The sequence below is a fragment of the Virgisporangium ochraceum genome (genome assembly GCF_016863655.1).
In the GTDB taxonomy this organism is placed as follows: Bacteria; Actinomycetota; Actinomycetes; order Mycobacteriales; family Micromonosporaceae; genus Virgisporangium; species Virgisporangium ochraceum.
Genome location: NZ_BOPH01000050.1, coordinates 26624 through 37836 on the forward strand (window position 1 = coordinate 26624; position 11213 = coordinate 37836).

The following is an 11213-nucleotide window of genomic DNA, read 5'->3' on the forward strand; positions in this document are numbered from 1 at the left end:
ACCAGCGAGGACCATCACGGGTTGCCAGTCGCAGAGAATTTCGAGCGCGCGACCGGGGCGGCCGCGCATAGTCTGCCGGGCGATGACAGCACTCCTCCGGGCCAACCCCGCCTTTCGCCTCCTGTGGACCGCGCGCACCGCGAGCTACATCGGCGACTCGCTGGGTCTCGTGGCGTTGCTGATCTACCTCGAGGTCACCACCGGGCAGGCGCTGGCGGTCGCCACGTTGCTGATCGTCGTCGACTTCGTGCCCGGGCTGCTCGGACCGTTCACCGGCGCGGTCGGTGACCGGTTCGACCTCCGGCGGGTGCTCGTCGCCTGCGACGTGGCGCAGGGGCTGCTGACGCTCGCCGTCGCGGTGCTGCTGCCGCCGCTGCCGGTGCTGCTGCTCCTCGTCGGGCTGCGCGGGGTCGCCGCCCAGGTGTTCCAGCCGGCGTCGCGCAGTGCCGTGCCCGCGCTGGTCCCGGACAAGGACCTCGAAACGGCCAACTCGGCGCTGGGCGCCGGCACGTTCGGGCTGGAGGCGCTCGGACCGCTGCTCGCCGCGGCGCTGCTGCCCGTGCTCGACACGCGCGGGCTGCTGTTCCTCGACGCGGCCACGTTCGGCCTCTCGGCCGTGCTGCTCGCGCTCCTCCCGCCGCTGCCGCGCGAGCCCACGGAGAAGACCTTCGGAGCCGGGACCCGCGAGGGCGTCGCGTACATCTGGCGCACCCCGGTCGTCCGGGCGATCGGGCTCGGGTTCGTCGCCGTGGTCGCGTTCAGCGGAGTGGACGACGTGGCGCTGGTGTTCCTCGGCCGCGACGCGCTCGGAGCGGGCGACGCCGGAACCGCCCTGCTCTACGCGGGCATCGGCATCGGGCTGGCCGTCGGATACGTCCTGCTGGCCCGGTACGGGGCGAAGGTCGGCAGCCTCACCCTCATCGTCGCCGGCTTCGCCATCAGCAGCGCCGGCAATCTGCTCACCGGGCTGGCGTGGGCGGTGGGTGCCGCGCTCGCGCTGCAGACCGTGCGGGGACTGGGCGTCGCGGCGCTCGACGTCGGCGTCAACACGCACGTGCAGCGGGTGGTGCCACCCGACCTGCTGGGCCGGGTGTTCGGCAACCTGTACGGAGCTGTGGGCGTCGCCGCCGGAGTGTCCTATGTGCTCGGTGGGGTGCTGCTCGAACTGACCGGCGCCCGCACGACGTTCGTCGTCGCCGGCGCCGGCGGCCTGATCGCCACCGCGGCGACAGCGTTCGCGCTCGGAGCGCGGACGAAGCCGTCACGAACGCGACCGTAGCCATTGCGGGTCGAGGTCGGCCGGCGGCTCCGGTGCGCCCAGATCGCCCGGCTCGTACCCGGTCGGATAGCCGGGATACGTCCGGTTGCGGGCCTCCTGCGCCAACCGTGACACCTTCCGCGGCCGGACCACGCCCACCGTGCGTCCCCAGCCCAGGAGCCTGGCCCGCGCCTTCAGCGAGAAGCCGCCGACGGCCGTGACCCACCGCGGCGCCGGGCGGAAACCGAACGCGTTCAGCATCATCGGGTCCAGCATGCTGCGCACCCCCAACCGGGCGAGCGGACGCAGGAACCGCGGGAACCACGAGGCGAACAACCCGACCGTGTACTCCCCCACCCGCCGGTTCGTCTCCGAGAACCGGAAATGCGAAGACTCGTACGCGGACTTGAAGGAACGGAACTCGACGAACGTCGACGGGATGTCGCGGATGCCCATCCGCCTGCCGACCTCGCGGTAGTAGTGGAAGGCGGCCAGCTTCTCGGCCTCGGTGAGCGGGCGCCAGCCGTACCGGTCGAGCCAGTCGACCGGGTCGTAGACGAACGTCGACAACACGTAGAGCATGTCGTCGTTGGAGATCGCGTACCGGCCGTGCATCCGGTTGACGACGCGCAGCGCCTCCTTGCCGCGCGGCGAGTCGTACCCGTGCGCGGCGATCTCGGCCATCAGCAGCGCGGTGTCGTCGTAGCGGCGCTGCGGCCGGTCGCGGAACTCGCGCGTCGCGTCGAGAAGGGCCGAGATCGACGGGACGCAGTACGTGCGGAAAAGGGCGAACTCCAGTGCCCGCGTGTAGTCCCACGGGAACTCGTGGCCCGCCGAGATGCGGTAGATCTCCTCGTGGTCCTTCACCGGATCGAGCGCCGAGATCCGGTCGACCCACACGTTCATGGCTACACCCCCAGCGACCGCCCGATGACCTCTTTCATGATCTCCGTGGTGCCCCCGTAGATGGTCGCGATCCGCGAGTCGAGGTACGCCTTCGCGACCGGGTACTCCAGCATGTAGCCGTAACCGCCGTGCAGCTGCAGGCAGCGGTCGACGACCCGCTTCTGCAGCTCGGTGCACCACCACTTGGCCATCGCGGCGGTCTCGGCGGTCAGCTCGGGCTCGGCGACGCACCGGTCGACGAACGTGCGCCCCAGCTCCAGCTCGGTCGCCATCTCGGCGAGCACGAACCGGTTGTGCTGGAACGACCCGATCGGCCGGCCGAACGCCTGCCGCTCCTTGCAGTAGGCCAGCGTCAGCTCGAACACCTTCTCGGCCGCCGCCAGCGCCGCGCACGCGATCGACAGCCGCTCGGCGGGCAGGTTGCGCATCAGGTAGAGGAACCCGGCGCCCTCCTCGCCCAGCAGGTTCGCCACCGGCACGCGCACGTCGGCGAAGAACAGCTCGGCGGTGTCCTGCGCCTTCTGACCGATCTTCTCGAGGTTGCGGCCGCGGTCGAACCCCTCCATGCCGCGCTCGACCACGAGCAGGCTGATGCCGCGGTGGCCGGCCTCCGGGTCGGTGCGCGCGACCACGATCACGAGGTCGGCCAGGATCCCGTTGCTGATGAACGTCTTTTGTCCATTGAGGACATAGTGGTCGCCGTCGCGGACGGCGGTGGTGCGGATGCCCTGCAGGTCGCTGCCGGCGCCGGGCTCGGTCATCGCGATCGCGGTGATGATCTCGCCGCTGCAGAAGCCGGGCAGCCAGCGGCGCTTCTGCTCCTCGTTGGTGAGGTCGGTGAGGTACGGGCCGATGATGTCGTTGTGCAGCCCGAACGCCGGTCCGCTCGCACCGGCCCGGGCGGCCTCCTCGGTGAAGACGGCCGAGTAGCGCCGGTCCTTCACGCCCCCGCCGCCGTACTCCTCGTCGACGAAGAACCCGAGGAGGCCGGCCCTACCCGCGGCGAGCCACACCTCGCGGTCGACCACACCGGCGGCCTCCCACCGTTCGTGGTGCGGCACGACCTCCTTGGCGAGGAACGTCCGCGCGAGCTCCCGGAACGCCTCGTGCTCCGGCTCGAAGATGGTCCTACGCACCCGATGCCTCCTCAATGGCGCCGCCGGTGATCCACGGTTCGATGTCGTCGATGCCCCAGTCGACAAGCGCCGACCTGCTGTGCTCGCCCGGCAGCGGCGGTGGCAACCGGCGAATGGGCGTATCAGCGCCGCCTACGAAGCGGGGCGCGGGCGCGGGCTGCACGACGCCGTCGCGCTCCTCGTACGTGCCGCGGGCCACCAGGTGCGGGTCGTGCGGTGCCTCGGCGACCGACAGCACCGGTGCCACGCAGGCATCCGTGCCGCCGAACACCTTCGTCCACTCCTCGCGGGTCCGCGACGCGAAGACCGCGGCGATCCGCTCCCGCATCTCGGGCCAGCGGTGCAGCTCGTACTGCGTGGGGAAGTCGGGCCCGTCGAGGCCGAGCAGGCGCACCAGTTCGGCGAAGAACTGCGGTTCCAGCGCGCCGACAGCCATGTGACCGCCGTCGGCCGTCTCGTACACGTCGTAGAACGGCGCGCCGGTGTCGAGCAGGTTGGCGCCGCGGGTGGGCGTCCACCGGCCGCCGGCCATGAGGCTGTAAACCATCGTGGTGAGGTGTGCGGCGCCGTCGACGATCGCGGCGTCGACCACCTGTCCGCGTCCCGTCGAGGCGACCTCGTGCAGTGCGGCCAGGATCCCGACGACCAGATACAGCGAACCGCCGCCGAAGTCGCCGACCAGGTTGATCGGCACCTGCGGCGGACCGCCGGCCCGGCCGATCGGGTGCAGCGCGCCGGCGACGCCGATGTAGTCGATGTCGTGGCCGGCCGAGTGCGCCAGCGGACCCTCCTGGCCCCAGCCGGTCATGCGCCCGTAGACCAGCTTCGGGTTGCGGGCCCACACGTGCTCCGGGCCGACACCGAGCCGCTCGGCGACGCCGGGCCGCCAGCCCTCGATGAGCACGTCGGCCCGCTCGGCGAGGGCGAGCACCACCTCGGCGCCCCGCGGGTGCTTCAGGTCGACGGCCACCGACCGCTTGCCGCGGTTGAGCAGGTTGAGACGCGGGTCGCCGGTGATCGGCGACACCGGGCCGGGCCGGTCGACCCGGACGACGTCGGCGCCCAGGTCGGCCAGGTGCATCGCCGCGAACGGACCCGGACCGATGCCGGCCAGTTCCACCACGCGAAGTCCGGCCAACGGCGCCATGCCCACCTCCGTAGATTTGATATTTGATACCGTAGCTCCCGCCGGGAGGAGGGGCAATGAGACCGCAGCTATCCGACGAGGTGGCGGGGCACCTGCGCTCGCAGATCATGTCCGGTCGGCTCCGCCCGGGTGAGCGCATCCGTCTGGAGGAGGTCGCCGAGCAGGTCGACGTCAGCATCACCCCGGTGCGCGAGGCCCTCCTCACGCTGCGCGGCGAGGGCATGGTCGAGCTGGAGCCGCGCCGCGGCTACGTGGTGGCGCCCATGTCCCGGCAGGACATCCTCGACGTGTTCACCCTGCAGGGCGACATCGCCGGCGAGCTGGCGGCCCGGGTCGCCGCGAAGGTCACGGCCGACGAGCTCGCCGAGCTGTCCACACTGGACCGCAAGCTCGGCACCGCCACCCGGGCCCGCCGCGTCACCGACATCGAGCGCCTGGAGTTCGAGTTCCACCGGGCCGTCAACCGCGTCGCCGACGCGCGGAAGCTCTCCTGGTTCCTGTACACGGCCACCCGCTACACGCCGGCGCGGTTCCTGTCCTCCGACCCCGGCTGGCGGTCGGCGATGCGCACCGACCACGAGGCGCTGCTCGCCGCGCTGCGCGCGGGCGACCCGCCGGCCGCCCGCGCCGTCATGAGCCGCCACTTCACCGACGGCGCCGACCGGCTGGTGAAGCACCTCGACGATCTCGGCCTCTGGAGCTAGATCCCCGCCAGAAAGGCCAGCACGCGACGGTGGGCGTCGGCCCGTGCCGCCGCGGTGGCCGCCGGCGTGCCGCCGTACTCGAACGTCACCGCCGGCCCCGGCCCGGTCGACTCCGTGGTCGGCCCGTACGGCGGCGCCGCAACCAGATGACCGGCATCCGGATAGACGATGTGTTCGAACGGGCGGCCGTGCGCCGCGAGCCGGTCGGCCGCGATCCGGTGGTAGGCCGGCCCGTACCCGCCATCGTCCTCTGTGGACAGGAGCAGCACCGGCCCACCGATGCGCTCGACCGGGATCGTCGCGGCGTCGAGGACGTCGAGTGCCAGTCCCGGTTCGAACGCGTCGCGCAGGCGCACCGGCAGCCCGTCGGCGACGGCCTTCTCCAGCGCCGGCGTGACCACGTTCGGCACGTACGGCAGCGGCTCGCCGCCACGCGTCCAGTTGGGCACCGGCGTGTTCATGATGTCGAGGAACGACCCCGTGAACACGCTCTGGTCGATGCCCTGCGTCATCACGCCGCTGCCGACGATGCTCACCACGCCCGCGATCTCCGGGTACTCCGCGCCGGCCACGAGCGCCGCCTCGCCGCCCTTCGACCCGCCGGCGAACACCACCCGCCCGGGGTCGACCGCCGGCGCCCCGCGCAGATACGCCAGCGCCCGCCCGAAATACTCCACCGGGATGTTCGTCATCGTCGATGGCCGGCCCGGCGCACCGTAGACCGCCAACGCGAACGCCGCGTAGCCGTGGGCGGCGAACAGCGCGGCGTCCTCCTCGTGGAGGCCGCCCTCGGAGCCCGCGAGGAGCACCACCGTCGTCAGACCCGTCGCGCCGGCCGGGTGGTACAGCACGCCGTACAGGTCGCCGTCCGTCACCTCCGTACGCTCCAGGCCGGCCGGGATCCGTTGCCGCACAACGGTTGCGGAGGCATCGCCGGCGGTCAACGTCAGCTCGACCGGCCCGCCGCCGCCCGCGGCGCCCACCCGCCGCATCGACCACACCGGCCCCATCGGGTCGACGCCCTCGTACGAGCCGTCGGTCGGAGCGTCGCGGCCCACGTCGACGGTGCCGGCGTCGTCGGCGGTGAAAACCATATGTGACGCCCAACCCGGCTGCTCGGCGCGAAGACGGACACGTTCGCCCGGCGGGAAGCCGGTGAGCCGGATCCGCAACTCGGTGTCGAGAGCGGGTTGGTCGGGGGTGATGTCGATCCGCATGCCTCGACCGTACGATGAAAGCCCGACCGCGCTATGTCGGTCTTTCGCGTGGGGGTGGAACGGTGCCGAGACTGGTGGGTCCGGGCAACAAGGCCGGCTTCGTGCAGCTGCACCAGGCCCTGCCGCTGATCGAACGCCAGCACGCGCTCATCGAGGAGCTGCGCGCCCGCGCACCGCGGTACGTGCCCGGACGCGACCTCGCGCTGCGCACCGGAACCACCGTGCGTACGGTCGAGCGCGACATCGCCCGGCTCGTCGAGGCCGGCGTTCCCGTCCGGGTCCGGCGCGGACGCGGTGGCGGCTACCGCATCGACGCGCGGCGCGAGCTGCCACCGCTCACGTTCACCCCGGGCGAGGCGTCGGCGATCCTCGCATCGCTGGTGGCCGTGGGGCCCTACATCTCCGCGTCGGCGCAGTCGGCGCTGGGCAAGCTGCTCGACGCGCTCACGGTCCCTTCCTGAACCGCGACCCGTCACGGAACAGCTCCTCGATCCGGGGCGGGATCACGTTGTCCACGTAGGACAGTTCCCAGTCGCGGTTCCACGACCCGCTGGTACCGAACCGCCACCGCCCGTCGAGACCCGGCCGGCCGTCGCCGCGCGACACCGTGAACTCGACCCGGCCCTCCGGGTTCTGCCCCGCGGTGCCGGTCTCGACCTGGTTCCACCACCCCACGAGCTTGTCCTCTTCGAGCTCGGCGTACACCCGGCCGTCCTTGAACGTGTAGACCATGCGGAACACGCCGTCGTCGGTCTTGATGTAGCAGTCGCCGTACACGGAGCTGGTCCAGTGCCCGGCGAGGCTGTCGAGGATCCGCCGCTGGTCGGCGGTGAGCGCGGACGCGCCCGCCGGCCGGTCGAGGTAGCGGTAGACGCCGTAGCCCGCCCCGCCCAGCAGAACCAGGAGCACCGCCGCGCCGACGAGCAACCGCGCCGGCCAGTTCACCCCGCCCGCCGGCGCCGCGGCCGCCGGAGCCGCCGGGGTCGTTCGGTCCGTCCGGGTCGGCCGGGTCGGTCGGGGCGCCGCGGCCGCCTGCGACCGATCCGGTGGCCGCGGCTGTGCCCGCGTCCGTTCCGCCGGGTCCGGAACCGACAGCAACGCGCCCTCGGCGACCGTCAGCTCCGGCTGGTCGGCCATGTGCGGCGCCATTCCCGTGGCCCGGTGCAGCATCGTGCCCGCCAACGGGATCCGGCTGCCGCCGCCGACCATGAGCACCGCCGCGACCTCGGTGCCCGCGAACCGCATCGCCGACAGCGTGGTGTGCACCGTCCGCGCCAGCAACGGCTGCACCACCGCCTCGAACTCGTCGCGGGTCACGTGGGCGTCGAGGCCGATCGACGCGTTGCGCAGGGCCACCGTCGACGTGGTCGACAGCATCTCCTTGGCGACGCGCACCTCGTCCCGCAGCGCCTGCCGCGCCTGGAGGTCGACCGGCTCCGGGTGGCCGCCGTGGTCGCGCACGTGCGTCGCGAGGGCCTCGTCGAGGTCGATGCCGCCCACGTCGTCGAGGCCGTCGAACGCGGCGGCCTCGTAGCCGGACGCGCCGCGCACGACCACGCCGACGTCGAACGTCCCGGCGCCGAGGTCGTACACCACGACCGACCGGCCGACCGGGATCGCGTCCTCGTACCGGGACGCGGCCGCCACCGGCTCCGGCACCATCGCGGGCTCGGTGATCCCGGCGCGGCGGGCGGCTTCGGCGAGCACGGCCCGCCGGGGCGCGGCCCACCCGGCCGGGTAGGTCACCGCGGTGCGCGGCACCGGTCCCGACGTGATCTTCACCGCGGCCGCGACGACGCGCTCCAGCACCGCGGCGAACATGTCGACGACCGCGACTTCGCGACCGCCGAGGAGCACCGCGTACTCGTCGACCCGGCGCTTCGGGTTCGGCTCCAGCCGCGCCGGGTCGAACCGCCCGTGGTGGAGTGCGTCCCGCCCCGTCTCCAGTCGCCCCAACCCCGGCGCGAACACCGCCGACGGCAGCAGCGGCGAGCCGTCGAACAGGAGCGGTTGCATGCGGCCGGTCGGCCATCGCAGCACGGCGACCGTGCTCGATGTCCCGAAGTCGATCCCCAACGCGTAATGGCCCGTAGCCATGCAGTGAGCTTAAGGGCCGCGGCAAGTGGGCCGTTCGGCTGCGACGGAGCGGCCGATCGAGTGATACCGATGGAGCTACGGGATCAGTTCGGTGCGCAGCTCGTGGCTGCCGTCGGGGAGCGGCGCCTCGTAGTAGAGGCGGTATCCACCGCCCGGCAGCGGCAGGACGTCGAGGTACCGGACGGCCGCCACCGGTTCACCCTCGCTGCGCAGCGTGCCGTTTTCTGCTCTTGCGATTCCGGTGCGCTCGTCGAAGTTCTCCTCGGCGGTGGCCCGGCCGTCGTAGGCGGCCCGCCCGTCGGGCAGCACCGCGGTGACCCGGGCGCCACGGGCGTCCCACTGCCCCTCGCGACCGGCGAGCACGGTGCCGTGCCAGGTCCAGGCGAGACCGTCGTCGCTCGTGGCGTAGGCGGTGGTCATCCGGTCCTCGGCGTCGACGATGTCGAGCGGGTGGCAGCAGATCCAGGCGTGCCACGTGTCGTCGACGATCCGGACGACGGGGTCCTTCACGCCGAGGTCGGCGGAGCCGGAAAAGACCGTGCTCCTCTCCGCGGTCTCGAGGCTCGCGAGGTCGTCGGCGTCGAGGGCGTCGATCCACCAGTGCTTGGAGTTCGGCGTGGCGCAGCACACGTAGATGCGCCAGCCGCCGTCGGGCCGGCGCACCAACGCCGGCCGTTCCAGGGACTCCGCACCGAAACGATCCTTGTCCAGCGTTGCCACGGTGTGGAAGCGCACGCCGTCCACTGAAGAAGCCACGACCACGGCGGCGCCGCGCTGTTCGACGCGCCGTACGCGGTAGGCGAGAGCGATTCCTCCGTCGTGGAGGGCCGCGCTCGGGGCGCCGACCCACTGGCCGAAGCCCTGCCCGGGGGCGGGAACGACGACGGACGGGGTGGCGGAACCGGGAACGGGGAAGGTGGTCATACGTGATCTTATCCGTTGTCCACAGATTCCTCAGCGGGGCAGCGATCTTCGACGGGACGGCGGCACGCTGTTCGCCATGCTGTCGGTGCCGTTCCTCGGATCCGTGGCGGTGACGGCCGGTCTCGTGACGCCGGCACGCCTGCGCGGGCCACGCTTCCGGCGGTTGTTCCGCGGCGTGTACGTGGAACGGGCCACGGTCGTGGACCACTACACGCTGTGCCGCGCGGCCACCCTGCTGCTGCCGCCGGGCGCGGCGTTGAGCCACCGGTCGGCGGCGATGCTGCACAACGCGTTCGTGCTGGCCCGCGACCAGCCCGTGGAGGTCACCGCCGAGGCCGGGGTGCGTTCGCAGCCCGGGCTGCACGTCGTGCGCTCCCCGTTGGGGGCGGGCGACGTGGTGAGACGCGGCGGGCTGCCGGTCACGAGCCCGCTGCGGACGGCGTTCGACCTGGCGCGTCGCCGGGACCCGGTGACCGCGGTCGTCGGTGTGGACGCCCTGCTGAAGGTGCGGGCGGTGCACCCGGCCGCGCTCGCCGACTACATCGAGGAGCACGCCGGCTGGCAGGGCACCAACGCCGCCCGGCGGGCGGTCGCGCTGGCCCGGCCGTACGTGGAGTCGCCGATGGAGACCCGGCTGCGGCTGATACCGGTGCTCGGCGGGCTGCCCGAACCGGTGGTGCAGTACGAGGTCTACGACGGGGTCGGACACCTGGTGGCCCGGCTCGACCTCGCATATCCGGAGCACCGGCTGGGACTCGAGTACGACGGCGACCACCACCGGGAACGGGACACGTTCCGGCGCGACGCCGTCCGTCTCAACCGCTTGAACCTGCTGGGCTGGACCGTGCTCCGCTTCACGGCGGACGACGTGCTACGCAATCCGGACAGAACGCTCGCGCACATCCGGGCAGCCCTCGCATGATCGAAAGTGTTGGCGACTTTCTGCTGTCCGCGGTGGCCGGAGACAGCAGAAAGTCGCCACCACTGTGGATCATGACTTGAAGAAGAGGCGCCTCGCGTTGCCGGCCAGGAAGAGGGCGCGGGCCTCGTCGTCCAGGCCGAGCTTGTCCAGGTGTTCGAGGCAGCGGGCGGGGCTGAGCATCGGCCAGTTCGAGCCGAACAGGACCCGCCCCCTCCCCCGTCCGCGCATGAAGTCGACCAGCTCCGGCGGGAGACGGTGCAGCGCGTAGGCGGAGGTGTCGACGTGGAAGTTCGGGTACTTGGCCGCCAGCGCCAGCACCTCGTGCATCCATGGGTACCCGACGTGGCCGCCGACCACCACGAGGTCGGGGAAGTCGAGCAGCACCTCGTCGAGGTACGGGATCGGCCGTCCCGGTTCCGAGGGGAACAGCGGTCCGGTATGACCGATCTGCGTGCACAGCGGCACGCCGAGCTCGACGCATGCCACGTAGATCGGGTAGTACCGGCGGTCGTTCGGCGGCAGCTTCCACAGCCACGGAACGATCCTCACCCCGACGAACCCGAGCTCCGTTACTGCGTGGCGGATCTGGCGTGTGGCGGCGACCGGGTCGGTCAGGTCGACGGCCGCGAGGCCCGCGAAGCGGTCCGGATGCGCGTTCACCACCTCGGCGACCTCGTCGTTGGAGATGAGCGACCCGTTCGGCGCGTGCCAGGCCGAGAGCAACGCGGTCGTCACGCCGGCCTGGTCCATGGCGCCCAGGGTGGCCTCGACCGGAAGGGCGCGACCGACGGTGGGACCGGCGTTCTGCGTCCAGCGCAGCAGCGGCGCCAGCCATGGGACCTGGGTGAACCGCTCGGTCGGATGCTGTGCCCAGACGTCGACGATGTCGTCCATGAGAACCT

General features: G+C 72.1%; 11 protein-coding genes. 4 read left to right on the top strand and 7 right to left on the bottom strand.

The genetic code is table 11. The features are described 5' to 3' along the window. Positions 1–82 precede the first annotated feature (82 nt). The gene (locus Voc01_RS18900) at positions 83–1279 is read left to right on the top strand and encodes an MFS transporter (protein ID WP_203928787.1); all 1197 of its coding nucleotides are present in this window, start codon (positions 83–85) and stop codon (positions 1277–1279) included. On the opposite strand, the gene Voc01_RS18905 is transcribed toward Voc01_RS18900, so the two are convergent. Genes Voc01_RS18905 through Voc01_RS18915 form a run of 3 tightly spaced genes read right to left on the bottom strand, consistent with a single transcriptional unit; the run spans position 1262 to position 4447 of the window. After that, positions 1262–2164, bottom strand: a complete 903-nt coding sequence (locus Voc01_RS18905; protein ID WP_203928788.1) for an oxygenase MpaB family protein — start codon at positions 2162–2164, stop codon at positions 1262–1264. The genes Voc01_RS18900 and Voc01_RS18905 overlap by 18 nt on opposite strands. Positions 2165–2166: 2 nt before the next feature. Further along, entirely contained in the window at positions 2167–3300 is a 1134-nt protein-coding gene (locus Voc01_RS18910) for an acyl-CoA dehydrogenase family protein (protein WP_203928789.1), read from the bottom strand. Next, a complete protein-coding gene (locus Voc01_RS18915) occupies positions 3293–4447 on the bottom strand; it encodes a CaiB/BaiF CoA transferase family protein (protein WP_203928790.1) in 1155 nt (384 codons plus the stop codon). The genes Voc01_RS18910 and Voc01_RS18915 overlap by 8 nt, the downstream gene beginning before the upstream one ends. 56 nt (positions 4448–4503) lie before the next feature. On the opposite strand from Voc01_RS18915, the gene Voc01_RS18920 reads away from it, so the two are divergent. After that, positions 4504–5151 (top strand): GntR family transcriptional regulator, encoded by a 648-nt coding sequence (locus Voc01_RS18920; RefSeq protein WP_203928791.1) that lies wholly within the window; start codon positions 4504–4506, stop codon positions 5149–5151. Here Voc01_RS18920 and Voc01_RS18925 read toward each other — a convergent pair. After that, positions 5148–6368 carry an acyl-CoA thioesterase/bile acid-CoA:amino acid N-acyltransferase family protein gene (locus tag Voc01_RS18925; RefSeq protein ID WP_203928792.1) on the bottom strand — a complete coding sequence of 407 codons (1221 nt, stop codon included), beginning with the start codon at positions 6366–6368 and terminating at the stop codon, positions 5148–5150. The genes Voc01_RS18920 and Voc01_RS18925 overlap by 4 nt on opposite strands. A 62-nt stretch (positions 6369–6430) precedes the next feature. On the opposite strand from Voc01_RS18925, the gene Voc01_RS18930 reads away from it, so the two are divergent. Beyond that, complete coding sequence (locus tag Voc01_RS18930) at positions 6431–6829, top strand: HTH domain-containing protein (RefSeq protein WP_203928793.1); 399 nt, start codon at positions 6431–6433, stop codon at positions 6827–6829. On the opposite strand, the gene Voc01_RS18935 is transcribed toward Voc01_RS18930, so the two are convergent. After that, positions 6813–8465, bottom strand: a complete 1653-nt coding sequence (locus tag Voc01_RS18935) for an Hsp70 family protein (protein ID WP_203928794.1) — start codon at positions 8463–8465, stop codon at positions 6813–6815. The genes Voc01_RS18930 and Voc01_RS18935 overlap by 17 nt on opposite strands. 75 nt (positions 8466–8540) lie before the next feature. Further along, positions 8541–9389, bottom strand: coding sequence for a hypothetical protein (locus tag Voc01_RS18940; protein WP_203928795.1), 849 nt, complete (start codon positions 9387–9389; stop codon positions 8541–8543). Between the two features lie 76 nt (positions 9390–9465). On the opposite strand from Voc01_RS18940, the gene Voc01_RS18945 reads away from it, so the two are divergent. Beyond that, positions 9466–10311: a DUF559 domain-containing protein gene (locus Voc01_RS18945; protein WP_203928796.1), complete on the top strand. Its 846-nt coding sequence runs from the start codon at positions 9466–9468 to the stop codon at positions 10309–10311. A 69-nt stretch (positions 10312–10380) separates the two neighbouring features. On the opposite strand, the gene Voc01_RS18950 is transcribed toward Voc01_RS18945, so the two are convergent. Next, positions 10381–11205 (bottom strand): amidohydrolase family protein, encoded by an 825-nt coding sequence (locus Voc01_RS18950; RefSeq protein WP_203928797.1) that lies wholly within the window; start codon positions 11203–11205, stop codon positions 10381–10383. Positions 11206–11213 lie beyond the last annotated feature (8 nt).